The organism is Micromonospora lutea (assembly GCF_016863535.1).
Lineage (GTDB): Bacteria > Actinomycetota > Actinomycetes > Mycobacteriales > Micromonosporaceae > Micromonospora > Micromonospora lutea.
The window spans coordinates 359,426-381,249 of the sequence record NZ_BOPB01000009.1; the positions used below are offsets into that span (position 1 = coordinate 359,426).

Annotated in this window: 23 protein-coding genes; 8 read left to right on the forward strand and 15 right to left on the reverse strand. The window is 67.1% G+C overall.

Translation table 11 applies throughout. The features are described 5' to 3' along the window. Positions 1–30: 30 nt before the first annotated feature. The 4 genes from Vlu01_RS09420 to Vlu01_RS09435 are packed head-to-tail and all read right to left on the reverse strand — an operon-like array spanning position 31 to position 6,588. Complete coding sequence (locus Vlu01_RS09420) at positions 31–1,038, reverse strand: aldo/keto reductase (RefSeq protein ID WP_203996658.1); 1,008 nt, start codon at positions 1,036–1,038, stop codon at positions 31–33. 34 nt (positions 1,039–1,072) lie between these two features. Next, positions 1,073–1,732 (reverse strand): hypothetical protein, encoded by a 660-nt coding sequence (locus Vlu01_RS09425; protein ID WP_203996659.1) that lies wholly within the window; start codon positions 1,730–1,732, stop codon positions 1,073–1,075. After that, entirely contained in the window at positions 1,729–3,132 is a 1,404-nt protein-coding gene (locus tag Vlu01_RS09430) for an AAA family ATPase (protein ID WP_203996660.1), read from the reverse strand. The genes Vlu01_RS09425 and Vlu01_RS09430 overlap by 4 nt, the downstream gene beginning before the upstream one ends. Positions 3,133–3,153: 21 nt before the next feature. Continuing rightward, a complete protein-coding gene (locus tag Vlu01_RS09435) occupies positions 3,154–6,588 on the reverse strand; it encodes a DEAD/DEAH box helicase family protein (RefSeq protein ID WP_203996661.1) in 3,435 nt (1,144 codons plus the stop codon). Positions 6,589–6,875: 287 nt separating this feature from the next. Between Vlu01_RS09435 and Vlu01_RS09440 the strand changes: the two genes are divergently transcribed. The 3 genes from Vlu01_RS09440 to Vlu01_RS09450 are packed head-to-tail and all read left to right on the forward strand — an operon-like array spanning position 6,876 to position 8,216. Further along, on the forward strand, positions 6,876–7,136 hold the full coding sequence (locus tag Vlu01_RS09440; RefSeq protein WP_203996663.1) for a hypothetical protein: 261 nt from the start codon (positions 6,876–6,878) through the stop codon (positions 7,134–7,136). A 41-nt stretch (positions 7,137–7,177) separates the two neighbouring features. Continuing rightward, complete coding sequence (locus Vlu01_RS09445) at positions 7,178–7,795, forward strand: hypothetical protein (protein WP_203996665.1); 618 nt, start codon at positions 7,178–7,180, stop codon at positions 7,793–7,795. Further along, entirely contained in the window at positions 7,785–8,216 is a 432-nt protein-coding gene (locus Vlu01_RS09450) for a hypothetical protein (RefSeq protein WP_203996667.1), read from the forward strand. The genes Vlu01_RS09445 and Vlu01_RS09450 overlap by 11 nt, the downstream gene beginning before the upstream one ends. Positions 8,217–8,329: 113 nt before the next feature. Here Vlu01_RS09450 and Vlu01_RS09455 read toward each other — a convergent pair whose 3' ends face one another. Next, positions 8,330–9,421, reverse strand: a complete 1,092-nt coding sequence (locus tag Vlu01_RS09455) for a helix-turn-helix domain-containing protein (protein ID WP_203997082.1) — start codon at positions 9,419–9,421, stop codon at positions 8,330–8,332. Positions 9,422–9,495: 74 nt separating this feature from the next. Next, complete coding sequence (locus tag Vlu01_RS09460) at positions 9,496–9,663, reverse strand: hypothetical protein (protein ID WP_203996669.1); 168 nt, start codon at positions 9,661–9,663, stop codon at positions 9,496–9,498. A gap of 215 nt (positions 9,664–9,878) precedes the next feature. Here Vlu01_RS09460 and Vlu01_RS09465 point away from each other — a divergent pair, with 215 nt between their 5' ends. From Vlu01_RS09465 to Vlu01_RS09485, 5 genes are all read left to right on the forward strand, one after another. Next, a complete protein-coding gene (locus Vlu01_RS09465; RefSeq protein ID WP_203996671.1) occupies positions 9,879–10,073 on the forward strand; it encodes a helix-turn-helix transcriptional regulator in 195 nt (64 codons plus the stop codon). A gap of 494 nt (positions 10,074–10,567) precedes the next feature. Then, a complete protein-coding gene (locus tag Vlu01_RS09470) occupies positions 10,568–10,759 on the forward strand; it encodes a DUF397 domain-containing protein (protein ID WP_203997083.1) in 192 nt (63 codons plus the stop codon). A 97-nt stretch (positions 10,760–10,856) separates the two neighbouring features. After that, positions 10,857–11,051 (forward strand): DUF397 domain-containing protein, encoded by a 195-nt coding sequence (locus Vlu01_RS09475; protein ID WP_203996672.1) that lies wholly within the window; start codon positions 10,857–10,859, stop codon positions 11,049–11,051. 178 nt (positions 11,052–11,229) lie between these two features. Continuing rightward, complete coding sequence (locus tag Vlu01_RS09480) at positions 11,230–11,421, forward strand: DUF397 domain-containing protein (protein WP_203996673.1); 192 nt, start codon at positions 11,230–11,232, stop codon at positions 11,419–11,421. A 203-nt stretch (positions 11,422–11,624) separates the two neighbouring features. Next, on the forward strand, positions 11,625–11,816 hold the full coding sequence (locus tag Vlu01_RS09485) for a DUF397 domain-containing protein (RefSeq protein ID WP_203996674.1): 192 nt from the start codon (positions 11,625–11,627) through the stop codon (positions 11,814–11,816). Positions 11,817–11,881: 65 nt separating this feature from the next. Here the strand turns inward: Vlu01_RS09485 and Vlu01_RS09490 are convergent, their stop codons facing one another. The 9 genes from Vlu01_RS09490 to lpdA all read right to left on the reverse strand — a co-directional run bounded on the left by Vlu01_RS09490 (position 11,882) and on the right by lpdA (position 21,701). Continuing rightward, complete coding sequence (locus Vlu01_RS09490; RefSeq protein ID WP_275409284.1) at positions 11,882–13,087, reverse strand: restriction endonuclease subunit S; 1,206 nt, start codon at positions 13,085–13,087, stop codon at positions 11,882–11,884. After that, complete coding sequence (locus Vlu01_RS09495) at positions 13,084–14,619, reverse strand: type I restriction-modification system subunit M (protein ID WP_203996676.1); 1,536 nt, start codon at positions 14,617–14,619, stop codon at positions 13,084–13,086. Before Vlu01_RS09495 ends, Vlu01_RS09490 begins: the two co-directional genes overlap by 4 nt. Before the next feature lie 182 nt (positions 14,620–14,801). Beyond that, on the reverse strand, positions 14,802–15,134 hold the full coding sequence (locus tag Vlu01_RS09500) for a helix-turn-helix domain-containing protein (RefSeq protein ID WP_203996678.1): 333 nt from the start codon (positions 15,132–15,134) through the stop codon (positions 14,802–14,804). Further along, entirely contained in the window at positions 15,131–15,496 is a 366-nt protein-coding gene (locus Vlu01_RS09505; protein WP_203996680.1) for a type II toxin-antitoxin system RelE/ParE family toxin, read from the reverse strand. Before Vlu01_RS09505 ends, Vlu01_RS09500 begins: the two co-directional genes overlap by 4 nt. A gap of 160 nt (positions 15,497–15,656) precedes the next feature. Next, on the reverse strand, positions 15,657–16,433 hold the full coding sequence (locus Vlu01_RS09510) for a M23 family metallopeptidase (protein ID WP_203996682.1): 777 nt from the start codon (positions 16,431–16,433) through the stop codon (positions 15,657–15,659). A gap of 167 nt (positions 16,434–16,600) precedes the next feature. After that, the gene (locus tag Vlu01_RS09515) at positions 16,601–16,816 is read right to left on the reverse strand and encodes a prevent-host-death protein (protein ID WP_203996684.1); all 216 of its coding nucleotides are present in this window, start codon (positions 16,814–16,816) and stop codon (positions 16,601–16,603) included. A gap of 100 nt (positions 16,817–16,916) precedes the next feature. Beyond that, on the reverse strand, positions 16,917–18,242 hold the full coding sequence (locus tag Vlu01_RS09520) for a low temperature requirement protein A (protein WP_203996687.1): 1,326 nt from the start codon (positions 18,240–18,242) through the stop codon (positions 16,917–16,919). Positions 18,243–18,443: 201 nt separating this feature from the next. Continuing rightward, complete coding sequence (sucB, locus tag Vlu01_RS09525; protein WP_203996689.1) at positions 18,444–20,237, reverse strand: 2-oxoglutarate dehydrogenase, E2 component, dihydrolipoamide succinyltransferase; 1,794 nt, start codon at positions 20,235–20,237, stop codon at positions 18,444–18,446. 72 nt (positions 20,238–20,309) lie between these two features. Beyond that, positions 20,310–21,701 (reverse strand): dihydrolipoyl dehydrogenase, encoded by a 1,392-nt coding sequence (gene lpdA, locus Vlu01_RS09530; RefSeq protein WP_203996691.1) that lies wholly within the window; start codon positions 21,699–21,701, stop codon positions 20,310–20,312. Positions 21,702–21,824 lie beyond the last annotated feature (123 nt).

The following is a 21,824-nucleotide window of genomic DNA, read 5'->3' on the forward strand; positions in this document are numbered from 1 at the left end:
ACGCGCGGCGAAGCGACCGCGTCGAGTCGGTCATGCCCGCGTGGCGGCGTCGCCCGAACGTAGCTCCGACAACTCCCGCTCGACCTCCGCAAAGGCATCGGCGGGCAGCGGCCCGAGGGTGAGCACCCGGGTGTTCTCCGCCACCTGCGCCACCGTGCGGAAGCCGGGAATCGGCACCGTACGCGGGCTGCGGGCCAGCAACCAGCCGAGCGCGCCCTGGGCGAGGGTACGACCGTCGGCGGTCAGCGCCGCCCGGACCCGGTCGATCCGCTGTGCCCACTCCGGCGCGGGTTGGCCGTCGGTGAACCAGGGCAGCCACTCGGGCGCCCGCCCCCGCACGTCGTCGTCGCCCAGCGACCTGGTGGCGGCGGTCAGCAGCCCCATCGCCAGCGGCCCCCGGTTGATGCTCGCCAGGTCGTACTTGTCGCAGACCGCCAGCACCTCGGCGTTGTCCCGCAGCACGGACTGGTCGTGCTGGATCGCGGTGCAGTGTGGACCGGCCGAGGCGAAGGCGGCGGCCGAGGCAGGATGGTCGGTGCTCCAGCCGTACGCCCGGATCTTGCCCTCGGTGACCATGCCCTCCAGCGTGTCGACCAGGTCGAGCGCGAGCGCCGGATCCAGGTCGTTCAGGTGCAGCTGCAACAGGTCCACATGGTCGGTGCCGAGCCGGCGCAGCGACGCCTCCAGGCTGGCCACCGCGTACTCCGGGCGGTGGTCCTCGCCGGTGGCCCGGCGGGTCGCCTCGTCGGAGGCGTAGCCGAACTTGGTGGCGATCACCACCCGATCCCGGCGGCCGGCGAGCGCCCGACCGAGCACCCGCTCGCTGTGCCCGGCCCCGTAGTTGCTGGCCGTGTCGAAGAAGGTCACCCCGTGCTCGATCGCCGCGTGTACGGCCCGCACCGACTCCTCGTCGTCCACCTCGCCCCAGCCCAGCGGCTGCCGGTCGTCGCCCCACAGCGGCCCGCCGATCGCCCAGCACCCCATGCCGATGGCGCTGACCTCGATCCCGCTGCGACCCAGTTTCCGGTTCATCGTCATGCCCACCAGCGTCCCGCTTGGAGCGCACTCGAAGTCAAGCGCGCTCAGATCGCCCTGAGTGCCACCGCTTGACGACGGCATCGATGTCCGCGATCAGGCTGCACCAACTGTGCAACTGCGCGACAGGCCCATTCAGGTCGAGCCGTTCCAGCAGCTGCCTGCGGTTGTCGTCGAAGCGCCGGGCCACCGCGGCGCGCCGACGGCCGGATTCTTCGGACGCGGTCAACAGACAGTCACGGAGAATGCCCTTGGGATCGGCGCGCGATTCCACTTCACGCCTCTTCGGGAGATTCAACCTCGCGCGTCCTCCAGGGTTGCCCGCCACGCGACGGATCGCCACCTCGTCGAGCAGCAGCCATGCCTCGGTCATGCGTACCGGAATGACCGGGACGAGATCAGCCGCAGTTCCCGCCGACCGGAAGGCCGACTCGATCTCCACTCGGCGGGCGTCCGGTCCGGCGTTGTCCGCGTCTCGGTGTACGACGATCACGTCGACGGGACCGTCGACGAGTTGGAGTCCTGCCCTTATCCGCGAGGCTACGTCCTTGCCGACCCTCGGCAGCCGCCCGAAGTCCGGTCTGCTCAGGGCGACTGGGCAGCCCTTGTCGAAGAACAGGCGTTCGATATGTGCAGCCAGCGGGTCGTCCGACGTGCCCTCAGGCACGAACAGGCCAGAGTAGGTCCGGGTCATCATGCAGTCAGGTCCGAGGGAAGACGTAGGTGTGCCTGCGGTGGCTCGGAGAGGTAGGCGAGGATGTCGGCCATCGAGAAGGTGGGACCTCCCCGCCTTGCCCGCCAGGTTCGCCGGAAGGGCAGCAGGGACAGGGCACGCGCCGCTGTGCCATCTGGAGCCGCCGTCAGGCGCACGTCGGCTAGCAGCAGATCGTCGGGGTCACAGAGTTGCACCACGCCGGGCGAGTGAGTGTTGATGATGACCTGTCGGAAGGGGTTGTCGTGGCTGAGTACGTCGGTCGGGTCGACGGCGAGGTCGCGGACCAGTTGCACCATTGCCGCCAGGTTCGCCGGATGGATTCCGTTCTCCGGCTCTTCCATGCAGATCAGGCCGGTGAGCTCCGCGTCCTCAAGGAGTACGCAGAGTGCGAGGAAGCGCAAGGTCCCCTCGGACAGCGCGCGTGCCGGAAGCCGCAAGCCTCCCCGCTCGGTGAGGAAGAGCGTGAAGAGTTCCCGAGCCTCGTCGAACTCGACCTCCAGGTCCTCGACTGCGAGACCCGACAGGTCCGAGAGCCTGCCGGCCACCCTCGCGTAGACCCGGTCCGGCTCAGCCGACCACTCCGGAGCATGCGCGACTCGGTGGAGTGTCGCAGGAAGATGCCGCCCGTTGGTGGACAGTGATTCGGAGCCGGTGGTGCCGTCCGGCGTGCGCAACGCGGACGGTTCCAGCGCCAGCCGACGCCAGCTTTTCATTTCGTTTCTTGCGGCCAAGATGGTCGGGTTGTCCGCCGTGATCTTTGTGCTCAGCACTGTTCGTGTCACCCGACTGGCTGATCGCGACCGCTCAACACGGTTCCAATCAGTGTGCTCGTTGATCAGTTGTTCGTTGTCGCCGATGTCCGTGGAGAGGAAAACGCGGCTCAGTCCCTCGCCGATCACCACCGCGTCGAGAAACGTTTGGCTCGCGGGAAAGGTCAATCGAGACCGGGCGTTCGGGATCTGGCGCAGATCTTCGCGGAGCAGATGCAGTCGACCGAACCCATGATCACCGCGCGACGGCTCATAGCCCAGAACCACTTCGTACCGAAGGTAGGTGGCCTCCGGGCGGGCCACCTCGCCGAGTTCGTCCTCCACCTCGGTGGGGACGATCATCTCGGCCGCGATGGTGATCTGGTGCTCGTGCTCGCGATAGCCGTCCCAGAACAGGTCACGCGGGTCGCCACCCCGCCCGCGAGCGGTACCCCGCACCCGCTGGGCGGCGTCGGCCAACGAGCCGGTCGCCAGGTAGGAGAGGAACTCGATAGCGTCGAAGATGTTCGACTTCCCCATGCCATTGGCGCCAGCGATGCAGGTGAAGGGGCCAAACTCGACATCCACGTCGAGCAGGTTCTTGAACCCTTGCACCTGGAGCCGCGTCAGCATGGTCCGAGCCTAGTCACGCAGCTACGCCACTTCACTGACGGGCGCGGCGGTGTTGCGTACGGAGGTGAGAATCGCGTCGATGCGGTCCACGTCGGCGGGGGCGAACAGCGACTCCGGCCCGTGCGGGGCGATCTCGGTGAACGGCGACTCGTAGAGCCTGTCGATCTCCATGGTGCCGTTCTGGGTCAGGTGACCGATGATCATGTGGATGAAGTGGATCTGGTTCCTGGTCAGCGCCCGCCCGTCGAGGAATTCGTTGAACGCCTCCGTGGCGGCCTCACGGTCCAGGCCGACCAGCGACCGGATGAACAGACCGAGCCCGTCAGCCGACCGCCGGGCCCGCTCGATGTCGTCGGCGGCCCCGATACCGCTGTCGGCGAGCATCCGTTCCAGCTCGGCGAGGTCGGTGGGGGAGAGCTGCCGATTGCGGCGCAGCTTCTGCAACGCCACGTGATTCTCGTGCTGGCGCAGGTAGGCCCGCGCCTTGATCCGGAACCGCTCGTAGTCGGTGCCGACCCGCGCCTGTGGGATAGCGACCTCGGTCAGCTCACCGAGTTCGTCGACGAAGTCGGTGTAGACAACGGTGCGCTTGCCCCGCTCGATCAGGCGCATCAGAGAGCGGACCCGGCGGCGGACCAACTCCAGCATCGGCAGGGTCACGTCCTGCCACCACTCGTCGCCGGCCACCTCGTCCAACAGCTCCCGCTGCTCGCGGATGGCCGGGATGCTGGTCTGCTCCAGCAGCGCCGAGGCGATCTCCTGCACCTGCTCGCGCAACCGCTGGTAGGCCGGCTCCACATCGAGCTGGCCGAGTTGCAGACGCAACATCATCAGGTCGAAGCGCTTGGCAGTCTCGTCGTCGTCCTTGACAGAGGTCGGCAGCCCGGCCAGGTCACGCCCGATCTCCTCGGCCGCCTCCGGGGTGAGCCGGTGCCAGTTGGCGAAGTCGGCGTAGTACTGGACGGTCCGCCGCTTGGACCGGACGACGAAGTTGTCCAGGTGCATGCCGCTGACCCGCTGGTGCAGCAGGTGGGCGAGGTCCAAACGCAGCCCGGACTCGCTGCGGGTGCCGTCGGAGGCGGGCGAATCACCGTCGGAGGCGGGTGAGCCGCCGGTGGGGAGACGTTGGTCGAGCCGGTAGAGCAGCTCGACTCGCGCCTTGAACAGCCGAGCGGTGAGGGGCTCGCCGAGTGACCCCTCGCTCTCCGGCACCTCCTGGCTGAAGTACGCGAAGTTCGCGCAACAGTCGAAGACGAAGAAGTTCTTCTTGTCCTGGCCGGGGCCGAACAGGTCCGGGCAGAGCCGGGTGCCCCGGCCGATCATCTGCCAGAACTTCGACTTGGAGCGGACGACCTTGAAGAAGACCAGGTTGACGACCTCGGGCACGTCGATGCCGGTGTCGAGCATGTCCACCGAGATGGCGATGTGCGGGGCCTTCTCCTTGACCGAGAAGTTGTCGATGAGGTCCTGCGCGCGGTCGACCTGGTGGGTGATGACCTGCGCGAAGTGGCCGGCCAGGTGCGGGTAGTTGGCGTCGAATCGTTCGCGGATGAAGTTCGCGTGGTCGTTGTTCTTGGCGAAGATGATCGTCTTGCCGAGCCGGTCACCCCCGGCGACCGTGTGCCCGTGCGTCAACAGGGTCTTCAACACCTTGTCGACCGTGTCGGTGTTGAACAGCCATTTGTTGACCGCATCGGGGTCGACACCGTCCGGCGGGCCGTCCTCACCCCAGTCGAGGGCGTCCCAGCGTTCCTTCTCCTCCTCGCTGAGATCGTCGTAGCGGATGCCGTCCCGCTGGAATTTCAGCGGCACCGCGACGGCCCGGGGCGGCACCAGGTAGCGCTCCTCGACCGCCTCGTCCAGGTCGTAGTGGTCGGTGGGCACGCCGTCTTCCAGGTTGAACAGGCTGTAGGTGTTGCGGTCGATCTCGTTGCGTGGCGTGGCGGTCAGTCCGAGCAGCAACGAGTCGAACCACGCGAAGATGGCCCGGTACTTCTGGTAGACCGACCGGTGCGCCTCGTCGATGATGACCAGGTCGAAATGGCCGGGGCCGAAGCGCCGCACGCCACTCACGGTCTCGTTGATCAAGCCCATCATGGTTGGGTACGTCGAGACGTACACCCGGCCGTCGGTGGTCTTCTCGGTGACCAGGTTGACCGTGGCCACCTCGGGCAGGTGCGCCTTGAAGGCGTTGACGGCCTGGTTGACCAGCGCGTTGCGGTCGGCGAGGAAGAGCACCCGCTTGACCCACTTGGCCCGCATGAGCTGGTCGACCAGGGCGATGACGGTCCGCGTCTTGCCCGCGCCGGTCGCCATCACCAACAGCGCCTGACGCTGGTGGTGCAGCTCGAACGCCTCGCCGACGGCCCGGATCGCCCGCTTCTGGTAGTGCCGTTCGACGATCCGCCCGTTGATCTCCAGCTCGGCCAGTGGCCGGCGGCTCTCCCGCCGCTGCACCAGTAGTTGCAGCTCCGCCTTCGTGTAGAAGCCCTGCACCGGCCGGGGCGGGTAGGCGGTGTCGTCCCACAGCCAGTGGTCGTATCCGTTGCTGTAGAAGATGACCGGGCGCTGCCCGTACGCCTGCTCCAGGCAGTCGGCGTAGAGCTTGGCCTGGTGCTGGCCGGCGGCGGCGGCCCGGCGGGCGCGCTTGGCCTCGACCACGGCGAGCGGCTTGCCGTCGTCGCCCCACAGCACATAGTCGACCGCGCCCGCGCCGCTGCCGCCGGGCATGCCGGTGACCGGGAACTCCCGGTCGCGCTCCTGGTCGAGCGGCCAGCCGGCTTCTTTGAGGAGTACGTCGATGAAGAGGTCCCGGGTTTGCGCCTCGTTGTAGTCGTGGTCGTCCGGCCGGGCCTCGTTGGCGGCCTTGGCGGCGGCGATCTGGGCGCGCAGCTTCGCCAACTCGGCGTCCAGGCTGGCGCTCTTCTCCCGCTCGGCGGCGAGCGCGTCATCCTGCGCGGCGAGCTTGTCGGCCAGCGCCTTGATTTCGGCCTGGCTGGTCTGCTGCGGCTGGCCGTGCGTCGGCCGGGGGAAATGCGTCTCGTCGAAGGCGAGGTTGCTCGGCGGCACCTGCGACTGGTCACGGGTGTAACGGCGAGCCACCCAGTACATGACGTGGAACAGTTCCCGCACCACAGGTATGGAATCGGTGGATTTGACCGGCGCGGTCTTGTGTGCCGCCCAGTTGCCCTGCTTGCGGATGATGTCCATCTTGGTATTGAGAACCGGGCCGACCAGATGACGCAGCGTCGGCTCGTGGATCATGCCGTTGAGATCTTTCTTGTACGGCTGGTTGAGCGTGCGGTCGACCTCGAACAGCCAGGTGAGGGTGTGCTCCAGCGTCCGCCGAGCATAAAAGCAGGCGGTACGCGGATCGAGCACCGTATTCCGTTCGGCCTTGAACGCCTCTCGGAAAAGATCGGGCCACTCGGTACGCAGAAAATGAAAATTGCTCATTGCGCCAACCCCCACGATCGACAGCAGCCACCGATGCTCTCACATCGGCAGGCCAAATCGAGCCCTCCTGGCAGCCATGGTCATTTGCCGGTTTGTGTGGTGTCGCTCGACCAGCGGGGCTGCGGAAGGGGATTCACGTTGGGTAGTGTCTGATCCGCTACCGAACGTGAAGGGTGTTAGTGCCCTCAACGCCAACGGACCGGAAGGACGGCATGGCCAGCATCGAGCAAGTCAAGGCCGAACTTGCCCAGGCGGCCCGGCAATACATCAGCATCCTTGGCTGACCCGTGAGCATCGGTGAGGTCAAGGTGGTCCTCGACGAAGCACACCACCTGCTCGACCAGGGCAAGACCACGATCGAGGGGGTCGGGACGGGCCTGGACGAGGCCGCCGGGCTCGTGCTCGCCACCCTGCACGACAGTCAGCGGACCGAGGCAGACCAGGCGCGCAAAGCCATCGCCGACGCGGTACGCGAGGTGAAGCTGACCCTGCGCGTGATCGCTGCCGCCCAGGAGCACGGCAGCACGTACCGAAAAGCGTTGGGGTGAGCGGTCTGCTCGCCCAGGTCGTCGCCCAACTCGGGTCCGCTATGGAGGAGCTGGACGCGCTCGCGGTGCGGGCATCCCGGGCCGCGACGGATGTCGCCGAGGCCCACGCCCGGTACACGACGGTGGGCAGGGGTTCGGATCATCCGTCGCTGCGCGGGGCGGTGACCCAGAGCCGTACCGGTGCCGACAAGGCCCACCGGCTCGCCCGGTTGTGCAGTGACGCGGCCCGGCAGGTCGGCGCGTACCTGAACGTCATCGCCCCGGGTTCGGTACCGCAGCAGGCCGCCGGATCCGGTCCACCCTCGGGCGAAGACCTCATGACTGACAGCGACCGACGCGCCCTGAGGCGCGCGAAGATGAGCGGCTATCTCATCCGATCTGTTCGGCGAGCCGACGACGTGCAGGAGCACACGAGCACGGCCACCGATACGATACGACAGTCGATCGGCATGTTTCGTGATCCCAAAGGGCCCAGCGGGACGCACTCGACCGGGACGGCCACCTCCACGGTTCCACCCGCCCCACCACGGCCAAAGATCGACGCTGCGGAAGCCGCAGGGAATCTCGCGGTGCTCGGCATTCTGGCAGGTGTGGCGGCACATCGGATTGGGACGGTTATCAGGCAACGGATAGCGAGGTTCAGAGGACGTGGACGTTAACCCACTTGGTGACCTGATTCGGGCTCTGGCCAGGGCCGACTGGGATGCCGCCGACACGGTGGCGGCGGAGATCGGCCAGCACGGCCTGCGCGGCAGCCTGGGGGTCATCGGGGCCGCGTTCGCCGTTGCGGTTCATCGGCATTTCGGAACCGACGCCACCCCGACCGATGTGGCGGCTTTCGTGGCCTCGGCTCGCGCTGAGTACGAGCAGGGCGACACCCTGTCTGCCCTTGACGTGGAGGGTGTGATCCGAGCCGCTCTCGGTGAGCCGGAACTGGTCGACAACATCCCTGCCGAGACCGTGCTGGGAGCCGAGATATTCGTCCTCGGGCAGATACTCCTTGAAGCGAACATGAGCGCAGCGGAGCTCGACGAGTTCGTCGCGGAGGCCGAGGATCTCGCCGCCGAGCACCTGTCGTAAGCGTCGCGGCCGGTTACTGCGATGCGTTGACGCAGTCAGCCCGACAGGGCCGATGTTGATCCTCAATCGTCGTCGGCCGGCCGAGGCTGCCACCAGTCCAGAGGATGTGGACGTTACGTGCTGCCCGAGGTCAGTCCGATCGTGGTGGCGAGGCGGGCGAGGTCGGCGGGGGTGGGTCCGGCGCGTAGTACGGCGATCAGCGCGGCGCGGGCGGCGGGTCGGATGCGGGTCTCGGCGGGGGCGATCTGGTCGGCGGTGACGAGGACGCGGGCGGCGGCACGGTGGTCGCCAATTGTCAGGTACGCGCGGCTCATGTCGATGAGGTGAGCGGCGCGGTGTTCGGCGGGGAGCCGGTGCCAACCGTCGGTGCGGGTGGCCGGCTGGTGGATGGCGACGGCGAGTGCGTGCTCGCCGAGGATGGTGGCGGCCAGGGCGCGAGCGAGGTTGACCGTGGTCGTCCCGAACCCGTCGCGGTCGGGGCACCGCCTGGCCCGGTCGGTGGCCTGGTCGGCGAGGTTGTCGGCGGTGCTGGCATCGCCGTGACTGGCGGCGGCGAGGGCGGCTTCGAGCAGCAGGGTGCCGGCGAGAGCGGCGTGTTCCGGTGGGAGGTCGGGGGAGCGGGCCGGGTCGAGGTGGCGTAGCGCCGTGGTGGTGACGGCCAACGCCAGGCGGCCCCGGCGCTGGGCGCGGAGGGCCTGGGCGAGGGGGAGCACGGCGACGGCGGTACGTCGCGGGTCGCCGCCGGCGGTGGTCATGGCGCGGTCGGCGGCCAGCCACGCCAGGTCGGGTTCGCCGAGCTTGACCAGCAGGTGAGCGGCGAGCCGGTACGCCCCGACCAGCACGTCAACGGTGGAGGCGTGACGAGCGGCGGTGAGCAGGTCGGGCAACATCCGCAACACCTGCGGATGCTGGGCATGCCGATAGGCGGTGTACGCGTAGGCGAGTTGCCGATCCAGGTCCGCGACGCAGTCGGCGGGGGTGTCGTAGCAGACCAGGGCTTCGCGTACCCGCTCCACGGCGGCGGCGACCTCGGTGACGGTCGCCTGTCGGGTCCGACGGCCGACCAGGAGGTCGGGGGCGACGCCGAGCACCCCGGAGATCGTGTGGATCACGGACAGTCGATCGAGGTTGCGTACCCCGCGTTCGACCTTGTCGACCCAGCTCTTCGACTTGCCGATCCGGTCGGCGAAGACCTGCTGGCTCATCCCCCGGCGGACCCGTAGCTGCGCGACCCGCCGCCCGATCGGCAGCTCACGCCGCTCCTGCCGGCCGGGGGCGGTCACCGCCGGACCTCCGGGGGTACGGCGTGGGTCGACGCGCCGCAGCGCGGACACCACCGCGACTTCACCTTGAACGCGAACAACCCGGCCAGAAACCCGAGCAGTACGGCACCGAGCAGCATCATCACCGTCTCGACAGCTACGGCGGACAGCGGATCCACGCTCACCAGCGGCCCCCGTTCGCGCGGAACCTCTGCCCCGGGGTCAACGTCCCAATCGGATACTGGCGATCGGGTACAAGCGGCGAAACTTGGACAAGTTCTGACATAACGTCATCAGCCCTTCCGGCATGCGGTGACCTCATCAGCCTCACTTATCACTTCGACACCGTCAAGTAGGCAAGTGCCGAAGTGGTAACCCCGGAGCTGCTTACGGTCGCGATGTGAGACTTGCCGCGCTGGCTGACGTTGCCGAGATGCTCGGCGGCGTATCACGCACGCGCGCAACGGAGATCGTCAAGCGCCCCGGCTTCCCGCAGCCGATCGACGTGGTCGGCAACGGCCGGATGCGAATCTGGGACCGCGAAGCGGTTGAGGCTTGGATCAGGCAGCACCGCCCACACCAGCACGGCGACTAGCGCTAGTCCGGCCGCGATGTGGTCGGCGGGATGCCAGGGCTATCGGGTGGTCGGGTTGCTCCAGTCACGACATCGACCGGGCCGGGGAATTCCGTGACCACCGGCGGGCTGGCCTCGTCAAACGTGGTCCTCGACCGCACGGAAACACCCAGCTCACCCTGCCCTCAAACGATTACGCAGCGCTCCACCAATCGGCGTACGGTGATCGAGCGCAGGTGCGCGCGCAGATCGATCACCTTGCAGTGCGCGGCCTTCTGCCCATGTTCAGGTGCATACCGTGCCCGAGAATTTCAGCATTTGTCGGGTCTCGGCCGAGAATTCATCCTCGGCGAGTTGCCGGATTGAGAGCATGTAGCGCATGCGGACAGTCAAGCCCGCATAGATGCTCAAGCAGCCTAACGACGTTGCTACGCTGAGTCGGAGGTCGGAATTCATCAGAGGCCAAGCACTCTCCGGAGCCAATCGTTGAACCTGATCAGGGAAGCGGCATGATCATGGACATGGCCGGCGCGCGGTGGCGCAAGAGTACGAAAAGTGGCAACAACCAAGGCGATTGCATCGAGGTAGCCGACGACCTTCCGGGTGTCGTCGGCGTCCGTGACTCGAAGGACCCGAACGGCCCGGCGCTGGTCTTCACACCGATCGCTTGGCGGGCGTTCATCGCCCGCGTCGCCGAGCACGTCTGACTCGAGGTTGCGGCGCTGCGGGGGCGTGGGAAGCCACACTTGGCGAGGCGCTGATCCTGCACCAGTCCACCGAGCTGATATTGGGAGTGGCGAAGTCATGGATCTGACCGGCGCGCGCTGGCGCAAGAGCACTCGCAGCGGCACCAACCAGGGAGCCTGTGTGGAGGTCGCTGACAACCTCGTGGCGGCGGTCTGCGTACGCGACACGAAAGATCATGGCGTCGGGCCGGTCTTGGCGTTCTCCCGTGATTCCTGGCAAGCGTTCGTCGCCGGGATCACCCAGCATGACTGACGGGCCGCAGACACACGAAGCGCTCGCCCAGGCATGGGGCGAGCGCTTCCGTGCTCTATAGGGAGCTTTCGTCTCTTCGGGCAGCGACAGGTCTATGGGAGCGCGGGGACGAGCGGATAGGGAGTCAGGGCCTTCTCTTAGACCAACCTATACATCCATTCAAGAGGGCGGCAGCATCATGGACATGACCGGCGCGCGGTGGCGCAAGAGCACGAAGAGCGGCAACAACGGCGGCGCGTGTGTCGAGGTCGCCGACAACCTCCCTGGCGTCGTCGGCGTCCGGGACTCGAAAGACTTGACCGGTTCGGCGCTGCTCTTCACGCCGGCCGTCTGGCGGACGTTCATCGCCAGTGTCGCCGAGCACGGTTGACCGACCGTAGACGAACGACCGTGCTCGCCTTGATGCTCGGGCGGGCACTCGTTTGCCCTGCCATCCCCGCGCTTGTCAGAGAGAGTCTCCCGTCCTGGAAGTACGGCCGAGGTCTTGGCATTCCAGGGACAGGGACGAAACGAGTGGGAGGCAGGAAGTCTCCGACCAAGGCAATCCGTCGATCTGAATAAGGGAGCAGGATCATGGACATGACCGGTGCGCGGTGGCGCAAGAGCACGAAGAGCGGCAACAACGGTGGCTCCTGCCTCGAGGTCGCCGACAACCTCCCTGGCGTCGTCGGCGTCCGAGACTCGAAGGACCCGACCGGTCCGGCTCTGATCTTCACGCCGGCCTCCTGGCGGGCGTTCGTCGCCCGCCTCACCGAGCAAGCCTGAGCGACCCGTAGGCGCACGACAGCCCCCGCCCCGACGCCCGGGTGGGCGCTTCTACATGCGCCCGGTCACAGTCCGCCCCGAAAAGCCCGATCCTGCAAGGAAGCGAACAGCGCGTCCAGTTCGGCGAGGCTTACGCGCTGAGCCGACTTAGCGGCTTCAACTTTGGCGATTCGTTCGACGAAATCCAGTTGCTCAGCGAGTGGTGGCACTAACACCGGCACGGAACCCAAGTTCTCGATGTTCAAATTGTACTGTCCCGCTGAGGTCTTACACCTGTCGCGAAGGGCTGCCCTGCCTGCGGCGGCTGCCATGAAAGTCTGGGCGAAGACAGGATGGATGCGCCGTTGATCCACACGCGCCCGGATTAGATAGGAGGCGTAAATGAAGTCGTTTGTTTGAAATTCTGTGTTGCGGATAAGGTGTTCATCGAATACCGCACAGCGTCCAACGTAGTCCGGGTTGCCGTTCGTCCGCACGAAGAGAATATCGCCGTTGACTAGTTTGAGGCGATCGAATTCGGTGGGGGTGACCGGAACGGTCTTGAGGTTCTCTAAGTCGAGGGTTCCGTTGACTACGTTCGGGATTCGAAGAGCCGGGCTGCCTGTGTTGGTGGACTTGTTTGAAGTTCCATACCGAAACTCGTTGACTAAATCTCCGAATGCCTCGACGGCCAGACGCCGTGGATTCGATCGAGGGTCGCCGAACATGTCGAGGAAGATGGATTGGGTGAGGTTGTCGAGATAAGAGAGGGCCTCTCGGCGCTTGACGCGCAGCTCGTCCGCCTTATCCAGCACCTCCGCAATTCTCCTCTGCTCAGCGAGCGGGGGCAAAGGGACGAGCATTTCCTGCAGCTTCGCCACAGGGAAATTGTCTGCTGTGGTGGCCCTGACCCAGCTTAAGATTTGGCTCGACTTCCCCTTGATGAATCGTGCCAGGTAATCTGGGTGCACCTCGGGGTTGCATAGTAAGGCTTTCATGTCCTGGTTAATCGCCACAGGAATCTGACTTAGGCCGACCGGCACCGTATGCTTCAGGACCCCCGAGCGAACGACGATCAGAATCGACTGCGCCGGAACAAGTCGAGCTGCGCTGTTTGCGAGACCGGCGTCTGTGATTTTAACCTGGGAGCCATCGATGTGCCATGACTTCATGTCCTTAGGAGTGACCCACGGGATGCTGCCATCGTAATACTGGGAGTTGCTCCGGGTCGGGGTTCCGCCGCCAACTATTCTGGTCACGTTCCCGAGCCGGGCTGTCTTTAGTGAGGTCATTTAAGCATCGCCTTCAGGTTGGCCATTCCTTGCTGGATGTCGGATTCGAGGCGCTCCAGGTCGGCGAGGATTTCCAGGGGTGAGCGGTGTTCGACTTCTTCATGGACGACTTCTCGGTAGCGGTTGAGGCTGAGGTCGTAGCCCTGTTCGGCGATGTCGGCCTTGGGGACGCAGAAGCTCTGTTCGGTCCGGGCACGCTGTAGCTCGTCGCCGTCGCGGCGGGACCAGCGGGCCAGGGCGTCGGGCAGGTTGTTCCTGGCGTGCTCGTCGGCGGTGAGGGCCACCTTGGGGGCGGGGCCGAGTTTGTCGTCGGGCAGTAGGGGAGTGCGTTTGTCGTCCAGGCTCCAGCCGTCGGCGGTGATGTCGTAGAACCAGACGTTGTCGGTGCCGCCGCTGTCGGTCTTGGTGAAGAGCAGGATCGCCGTCGATACTCCGGAGTACGGCTTGAAGGTGCCGCTGGGGAGCTTGACCACGCCGTCGAGTTTCTGGTCCTCGACCAGGACGCGGCGTAGCTCCTTGTGGGCCTTGGACGAGCCGAAGAGCACGCCTTCGGGCACGATGACCGCCGCCCGGCCACCCGTTTTGAGTAACCGCAGGAACAGGGCGAGGAAGAGTAGTTCGGTCTTCTTGGTCTTGACGACCCGTTGCAGGTCCTTCGAGGTGCTCTCGTAGTCGAGGCTGCCGGCGAAGGGCGGGTTGGCGAGGATCAGCGAGTATTTCTCCGACTCTCCGCTGACGGCCTCGGCGAGGGAGTCGCGGTAGCGGATGTCGGGGTTCTCCACGCCGTGCAGCAGCATGTTCATGCTGCCGATGCGGAGCATGGTGCCGTCGAAGTCGAAGCCGTGGAACATGCTCTCGTGGAAGTGCTTCCGCTGGGCGGCGTCGTGCATCGCGTCCGGGTAGTGGTCGCGGACGTACTCTCCGGCGGTGACCAGGAAGCCCGCGGTGCCGCAGGCCGGGTCGCAGATCTCGTCGGTCGGCGTCGGCCGGGTCATCTCGACCATGAGCTGGATGATGTGCCGCGAGGTGCGGAACTGTCCGTTGTGGCCGGCGGTGGCGATCTTGCCGAGCATGTACTCGTACAGGTCGCCCTTGGTGTCCCGGTCCTCCATCGGGATCTCGTCGAGCATGTCGACCACCCGGGACAGCAGCGCCGCGTTGGGGATGGTGAACCGGGCGTCACGCATGTGCTGCGAGTACGTCGAGCCGTCGCCGCCGAGCGTACGCAGGAACGGGAAGACCCGGTCGCGTACCGTCTCGAACATCTCGGCCGGCGCTGCGCTTCTGAACTTTGACCAGCGCAGGTCGTCGTACTTACGCCACTGGTCGTCGCAGCCCTCCGGGAAGATCCGCCGCTCCCACCGGCCGGTGCGGGTGGCCTTGTTCTCCTCAAGGGTGTGCAGGTCGTCCAAGCGCTTGATGAACAGCAGGTAGGTGATCTGCTCGATCACTTCGAGCGGGTTGGAGATTCCGCCCGACCAGAAGGCGTCCCAGATGCGATCGATCCTGCTCTTCAGCTCACCGGTTATCACGTAGCTCGGTCCCCATAGCGTCGGCCGTGTTCAGTTGACCATCGCAGGGTAGTCCGGCGGGCGGGCCATCCGGCACAGGGCGACGGACCGAGTCGCCCGCCGATCGTCGGATGCGCGCCCAACCGAGGCAACGTCGAAGAGCCGCTTCGGCTCGCCCCGCCGGGAATGAGCTGGACGATGGCTCAAGCGACGTTCAGATGGATGTTGCCGATCCTGGCGACGATGTCCAAGTGCCCGCCGAGCCCGGCGACGTAGGCGCGCAACGTCTCCAAGCTCGTCACCTCACCTTTCTCGATCTGACTGATCCGCGCCTGCGACAACCCTGCAGCCTCGGCGAGCTGGGTCTGGGTCATACCGAGCTGCTTGCGGATCTCAGCCAACTGGGCACCACTGACCGATGCGAGCATCTGTTCCCGCATCCGCCCACGCCGCGTCACCCGCTCCGGGCTGTCCCACTCAGGGTCGACAGCGCGGGCCTCGGCTTTCACATCCCGCCAGTTCGATACGCCGCTCATCGCTCTACCTTCAACCTGGTCAGGTGCTCCTCAAAACGCGCGTCCGCCAGCGGGATCGCCGTTCGATACCACGACTGCCACTGCCCGGATTTGTCTCCGGCAACCAGAAAGACCGCCTCCCGGGCTGGGTCGAACGCGAAGATCATCCGAATCTCGCTCGACCCGGCTGAACCGGGACGCAGTTCCTTCATGTGATGAAACATGCTGCCTTTCAACCGGTCCACCAGCGGCCGGCCCAACGCGGGCCCCTGCTCGGCAAGTAGCTCGATCGCCTCCGCGACGAGGTCCGCGCTGGCAGGGTCGCTCCGACACAGCCCCAGGAACCATGCCTCAACCTCCGGGTGCAGCACTACTTCCCACACGTGAGGATTATAAGCCGAGCTTATATCCGCCGTGGGGTCTTCAGGGTTCCGCTGGGACTTGGCGCTCACGGTCGGGCAGGTCCTAGTGGTGCATCGGGCCGCCGAGGTGGCACGGGCCGCCGGGCTCCACCTGGTCCGTCATTGCGCGGCTGAAAGCTGGTCAGCAGCGTGGGACGTTCGGGATGAAGCCGGAGTGACCGGTGTAGGTGTAGGCGTCGGCGATGAAGCGGCCGGCACCGATCCGATTCCAGATCGAGCTGGTGCCGTAGGTGCCGGTGACCGTGGTGCCGTTGGTCTGGCAATGGATGGTGACGTTGGTGCCGGTGGCCAGCGTGCCGACAGAGCTGTAGTTCGTGCCGGGGCCGGAGCGGACCGTCAGCGGGGTGCCGCTGGTGCGGACGGTGCCGCTCGCGGTGCCGCCGCCACAGCCGTTGCCGCTGGTGTAGGTCTTCGTGCCCCAGTACAGCGCCTGCGTCCCGTTGAACTTGATCTTGATGGCGCTGCCGTTGAGCCGCTGCTCGTAGTGCAGGTGCGGGCCGGTCGAGCCGCCGGTGCTGCCGACCCATCCGATCACCTTGCCGTAGCCCACCTGCTGACCGACGGAGACGTTGAAGCCGTTGAGGTGGGCATAGTAGGTGGTGTAGCCGCCGCCGTGGTTGATCCGGATGTACTTGCCGTAGCTGGTATTGCCGAGGTTCGTCACCACGTCGACGGTGCCCGGCGCGCTGGCCACCACCGGGTCACCGAGGTCGTCGGCGCGGTTGAAGTCGATGGCGTTCTGCGGGCTGTGGTTGGTCCGGGTCTGCCCGGACCAGGACTGGCCACACGGGAAGGGAACCCGGAACGTCGGCGCTGCCATCGCGGGGCTTGCCGGAGCCACCAACACCCCGGCCGCGAGCAGCGCGGCCGCCGCCAGACTCCACCATCGTCCACGCATTCCGGCCTCCCGATGAGGTTCACACCCCTGAACTGGGTGGTCACATCGTTGCATGCGAGATGATCGATGAAAAGGGAGTGCTGATCTGGGTGGTCAGAGCCGCCGGACCGGCTGGACCCGGACCAGGTCCTCCAGCCGAAGGATCGATCAGCCCTCGCGTGGGGGAGTCACCACTCACGGCTGAACGGGTCCTGGTCCACCGTCGAGTCGAGGTCGCGGCGGAACGTCTCGGCATCGAGCACGGGAGCGGTGGCGAAGGCCGCCATCACCTCGGCACGCAGTACGAAGGTGCGTCGCCAAATGAAGGAGTCGCCGCGCATGATCGCTCCGGAGAGATTGCGCAACTCGCGCCGCGTGATCTCCCGGTGGGCGTGCTCAGCCATGGGACAACGCTAACCGCAGGTGCTACGGAGTGCTACGACCTCCGTCGTGTCCGAGGTTGCTGCCGGTGGATCCGGGTTTACGGTGTGTCACCCTTCCTACCTACGTGGTGCCGGGGGGTTGGCCGTGCCAGCGGGCGCGGTAGGCGGCCTCGTGGGTCTCGTGGGCGGTGCGCTCCTCGAAGACCGCCGCGCGCAGCGTCTGCCGGGCATCGGACATCAGCAGCACTTCGGCGAGGACCAGGCCGACGCAGATCGCGGTGAGCAGCCCGAGGGTGGCCAACCCGGGCAGGGACAGGGCGATCGGGACGCTGGCGATGAGCGCGAGCAGGGCGGCGACCCGCGTCCACAACAGGGTGCGCAGGGTGCGTAGCTGGAAGAGCATGTTCCCCAGCAGGTAGAGGATCACCCCGCCGAACAGCATCGGCACGTCCGGCCCGTGGGCCGGCTCGGTGATCGGTACGCCGGGCTCGGCGACGTCGTGCATGATGCCCTCGGCGCCGAGGGCGAAGGTGATGATCCCGGTGATCATCAGCAGGTAGAGGTAGGCGTAGGCGTCGCGGGCCATCAGCACCCGGGCGCGACCGAGGGTGGCGTGCAGGGCGATCCGGGCGGCCGGGCCGATCATGTCGTAGTGCGCCCACCAGAGGGCGGCGGTGAAGACGATGCCGAGCACACCGGCGGTCACCCCGGGCCAGGTCGCCGGCTGGCTGAGCAGGTCGCTGCCGAGACCGACGGAGATCACCGATTCGCCGAGCGCGATGATCAGGATGAGGTCGTAGCGTTCCGTCCAGTGTTCCGCCGAGGTCACCTCCCAGCCCCAGGTGCGGTTGAGCAGCCCGGTGCCGTACTGGAGCAGCACCACGGTCACCCAGAGCGCGTCACGGACCAGATGGGCGGTGCCCGGGTCGGGCAGGTGGGCGGGGAGCAGCGCGGCGACCAGCAGCAGCACCGTGCTCAGGGTGAGTTCGGGAGCGTACCGGAGCAGTTGCCGACGCTCGGCGGGGTTGTCCCGGACGATGTGCAGGAACAACGCCAGGTGCACGGCCCGGATGACGACATAGCTCACCGCCACCACGATCGGGCCGATCCTGTTTTCGCGTGAGTTGACGAACGCCTGCGGCATGGCGACGGCGAAGCTGAACAGCGCGGCCATTCCAGCGACCATCAGCACCGGCACGAAACCCTCACCGATGCGGATGCGGGTCGCCACCACGGTGTGCACCACCCAGCACCACCAGAGCACGGCCAGCACGAGCAGGGCGTGCACCAAGCCTGTGCCGTTGAGGTTGGCGGCGGTGCTGCGGGCGATGTTGAAGAACGAGAAGACGAAGACCAGGTCGAAAAAGATCTCGAACTTGTCGACCCGGGCACCGGGTGCGATGCCGACGGCTGGTCCGAGCCGTCCGCGCCAGGCCTGGTCACCCACGGCCTGAGTCTGGCAGTGCCGGCCCCGGCCGTACGCCCGTTTGGGATCAGTCCGTCCGGCGGGTACCGCACTCCGTCCGTCAGCAGGTCGAGCCGGCGTTTGACCTGGCCACGCTGCCTCCGTCCATCCGCGGTCGAGGGCTTAGGGGAGTACGAAGGCGCCCCGGTCCTTGCGGACCGGGGCGCCTTTCGCGCGTGCGGGTTACAGGCCCAGTTCGGCTTCGAAGTTGCCGGCCTCCAGACGCTGCTTGACCGCGGTCAGGAAGCGGGCCGCGTCAGCACCGTCGATCAGCCGGTGGTCGTAGGACAGGGCCAGGTAGACCATCTGGCGTACCGCGATGACCTCGCCCAGATCCGGGTCGTTCACCACGACCGGGCGCTTGACCACGACACCTGTACCCAGCATCGCCGACTGCGGCGACGGGACGATCGGGGTGTCGAAGAGGGCACCCCGGCTGCCGGTGTTGGTCAGCGTGAAGGTCGCACCGGCGATCTCGTCCGGGCTGATCTTGTTGGTCCGGGTCCGCTCGGCCAGGTCGGCGACGCGCTTGGCGATACCGCCCAGGTTGAGGTCACCGGCGTTGTGGATGACCGGCACCAGCAGGCCCCGTTCGGTGTCCACCGCGATGCCGAGGTTCTCGGAGTCCGGGTAGGTGATCGTCCCGCCCTCCAGATCCATGCTGGCGTTGACGATCGGGTACGCCTGGAGCGCCTCGATGGCCGCGAGAGCGAAGAACGGCAGGAACGACAGCTTGACGCCGTGCCGCTGCTGGAAGGACTCCTTGGCCTGGGCCCGCAGCTTGGCGACCTTGGTGACGTCCACCTCGACCACGGTGGTCAACTGCGCCATCTCGTGCAACGACGACAGCATCCGCTTGGCGATGGCCGAGCGGATGCGGGGCAGCTTCTCGGTGGTGCCCCGCTTGGCGCTCGGCTGCGGCTTCTCGGCGGGACGGGTCGCCGCGGCGGCCGGCTGGGATGCCGCGGCCGGGGCGGCCTTGGCGGAGCGCGCCTTCTCGGCCGCGTCCAGCACGTCCTGCTTGCGAATCCGGCCGCCGACACCGGTGCCGTTGAGCGAGGCGAGGTCCACGTTGTGCTCGCTGGCGAGCTTGCGTACCAGCGGGGTCACGTAACCGGCTGCCTGCCCGCCGCCGTTGGCCGACGCCGCCTCACGCTGCGGTGTGGCGGCCGCCGGCTGCGCCGCCTGTTCGGCCTTGACCGGTTCCTGTGCCGTCTCGGCCTCGGCCGCCGGCTCGTTGTACGACATGCCGGGCGTCGGCTCGGACACCTTCGGCTCCGGCTTCGCCTGCGGCTCGGGCTTCGCCTCCGGCTTCGGCTCGGGCTTCGCCTCGGCCGGGGCACCACCGGCGGCACCCACCACGGCCAAGGTCGCGCCGACCTCGGCGGTCTCGTCCTCGGGGACCTTGATCTCCAGGACGGTACCGGCGACGGGCGAAGGGATCTCCGTGTCGACCTTGTCGGTGGAGACCTCCAGCAGCGGCTCGTCGACCTCGACGGTCTCGCCGACCTGCTTGAGCCAGCGGGTGACCGTACCCTCGGTGACGCTCTCGCCCAGGGCCGGCATCTGCACCGGGGTGCCCTCGCCGGACTGCGCCGGGGCCGCCTGCTCGGCCGGTTCCTCGACGGCCGACTGCTCCGCCTCGGCCTGCGGTTCCTGTGCCGCCTCGGCAGCCTGCTCGGCGGGGGCTTCCTGCTCCTGCCCGCCAGCCTCGCCGCCGCCGGAGCCGGCCGATTCGCCCTCGCCGGAGATGACCGCCAGCTCGCTGCCGACCTCGGCTGTCTCGTCCTCGCCCACCACGATCCGGGTCAGCACCCCGGCCGCCGGGGACGGGATCTCGGTGTCGACCTTGTCGGTGGACACCTCGAGCAGCGGCTCATCGACCTCGACGGTGTCACCCTCCTGCTTGAGCCAGCGCGTGACGGTGCCCTCGGTGACGCTCTCGCCGAGCCGGGGCATGGTGACCGATACCGGCATGTTCTCCAGACTCCTTCATTTCCCTGGTGGGGGGAGCGCCGCCCGTCGCCGGACGCCGCGGGTACGTCGTGATCAGGCGTGTGCGTGCAGCGGCTTGCCGGCGAGCGCGAGGTGCGCCTCGCCCAGGGCCTCGTTCTGCGTCGGGTGGGCGTGCACGAGCTGCGCCACCTCGCCCGGGTACGCCTCCCAGTTGTAGATCAACTGGGCCTCGCCGACCAACTCGCCGACCCGCGCGCCGACCATGTGCACGCCGACCACCGGACCATCCTCGACCCGCACCAGCTTCACGAAGCCGGCCGTCTTGAGGATCTGGCTCTTGCCGTTGCCGGCGAGGTTGTAGTTGTAGGTCTTGATCTTGTCGGCGCCGTACTGATCCTTGGCCCTCGCCTCGGTGAGCCCGACCGACGCCAGCTCCGGGTCGCTGTAGGTGACCCGGGGGATGCCCGCCTCGTCGATCACCGCCGGGTTCTGGCCGGCGATCTCCTCGGCGACGAAGATGCCCTGCTGGAAACCGCGGTGGGCGAGCTGCAGACCGGGCACGATGTCGCCGACGGCGTAGACGTTCGGCACGTTGGTGCGCAGCCGCTCGTCGGTCAGCACGTAGCCACGGTCGAGCTTGACGCCCTGCTCCTCGTAGCCGAGGTCAGCGGTGTTCGGGCCACGGCCGACCGCGACCAGCAGCAGCTCCGCCTCGACGGTGTCGCCACCGGCGATGGTCACCTTGACGCCCTTGTCGGTCTTCTCGACCTTCTCGAACGGCTTGCCGACCTTGAAGTTGATCTTCCGCTTGCGGAAGGCCCGCTCCAACGCCTTCGACGACTCCTCGTCCTCCGCGGCGACCAGCCGGGGCAGCGCCTCGATGATCGTCACGTCCACCCCGAAGGACTTCCAGACGCTGGCGAACTCGACGCCGATCACGCCGCCGCCGAGCACGATCGCCGAGGTGGGGACCCGGTCCAGGGTCAGGGCGTGGTCGCTGGTGATGACCCGCTCGCCGTCGATCTCCAGGCCCGGCAGGCTCTTGGCGTACGAACCGGAGGCCAGCACCACGTTGCGGCCGGTGTACCGCTTGCCCTCCACCTCGACCGCGTTCGGGGCGACCAACCGGCCGTGCCCCTCCACAATCGTGATCGACTTGTTGCCCTTGAGCATGCCCTGCAGGCCCTTGTAGAGCCGCGCGATCACGCCGTCCTTGTAGGAGTTGACCCCCGCCATGTCGATGCCGACCAGCTTGGCCTGCACACCGAACTGCTCCGACTCGCGGGTCTGGTCGGCGATCTCGGCGGCGTGCAGCAGTGCCTTGGTGGGGATGCAGCCATTGTGCAGGCAGGTGCCACCGAGCTTGGCCTTCTCCACCAGCGCCACGGAAAGGCCCAACTGGGTGGCGCGCAGCGCGGTCGCGTAACCGCCGCTACCACCTCCGAGGATGACGATGTCGAAGGTTGCGTCGTTCGGCTCGCTCACGTCCAACTCCCAGGTCGCTTCGCTGCATCGGGGGTCACGGTGGGGTAACACGGGACACACCCCACCTCGGCCATCTTGTCACCACCGCGTCGCACCCGCTTACCGAGGTGCCCAACGACACGT

What these genes read in the sequence shown, in the direction of transcription:
- sucB (WP_203996689.1), bottom strand. Translation starts at nt 20,237, where the DNA reads ATGCCGGTATCGGTCACCATGCCCCGGCTCGGCGAGAGCGTCACCGAG.
- Vlu01_RS09445 (WP_203996665.1), top strand. Translation starts at nt 7,178, where the DNA reads ATGGAGGAGCTGGACGCGCTCGCGGTGCGGGCATCCCGGGCCGCGACG.
- Vlu01_RS09500 (WP_203996678.1), bottom strand. Translation starts at nt 15,134, where the DNA reads ATGAGCGGCGTATCGAACTGGCGGGATGTGAAAGCCGAGGCCCGCGCT.
- Vlu01_RS09510 (WP_203996682.1), bottom strand. Translation starts at nt 16,433, where the DNA reads ATGCGTGGACGATGGTGGAGTCTGGCGGCGGCCGCGCTGCTCGCGGCC.
- Vlu01_RS09470 (WP_203997083.1), top strand. Translation starts at nt 10,568, where the DNA reads ATGGACATGGCCGGCGCGCGGTGGCGCAAGAGTACGAAAAGTGGCAAC.
- Vlu01_RS09475 (WP_203996672.1), top strand. Translation starts at nt 10,857, where the DNA reads ATGGATCTGACCGGCGCGCGCTGGCGCAAGAGCACTCGCAGCGGCACC.
- Vlu01_RS09435 (WP_203996661.1), bottom strand. Translation starts at nt 6,588, where the DNA reads ATGAGCAATTTTCATTTTCTGCGTACCGAGTGGCCCGATCTTTTCCGA.
- Vlu01_RS09515 (WP_203996684.1), bottom strand. Translation starts at nt 16,816, where the DNA reads ATGGCTGAGCACGCCCACCGGGAGATCACGCGGCGCGAGTTGCGCAAT.
- Vlu01_RS09485 (WP_203996674.1), top strand. Translation starts at nt 11,625, where the DNA reads ATGGACATGACCGGTGCGCGGTGGCGCAAGAGCACGAAGAGCGGCAAC.
- Vlu01_RS09430 (WP_203996660.1), bottom strand. Translation starts at nt 3,132, where the DNA reads ATGCTGACGCGGCTCCAGGTGCAAGGGTTCAAGAACCTGCTCGACGTG.
- Vlu01_RS09480 (WP_203996673.1), top strand. Translation starts at nt 11,230, where the DNA reads ATGGACATGACCGGCGCGCGGTGGCGCAAGAGCACGAAGAGCGGCAAC.
- Vlu01_RS09425 (WP_203996659.1), bottom strand. Translation starts at nt 1,732, where the DNA reads ATGATGACCCGGACCTACTCTGGCCTGTTCGTGCCTGAGGGCACGTCG.
- Vlu01_RS09490 (WP_275409284.1), bottom strand. Translation starts at nt 13,087, where the DNA reads ATGACCTCACTAAAGACAGCCCGGCTCGGGAACGTGACCAGAATAGTT.
- Vlu01_RS09455 (WP_203997082.1), bottom strand. Translation starts at nt 9,421, where the DNA reads ATGAGCCAGCAGGTCTTCGCCGACCGGATCGGCAAGTCGAAGAGCTGG.
- Vlu01_RS09420 (WP_203996658.1), bottom strand. Translation starts at nt 1,038, where the DNA reads ATGACGATGAACCGGAAACTGGGTCGCAGCGGGATCGAGGTCAGCGCC.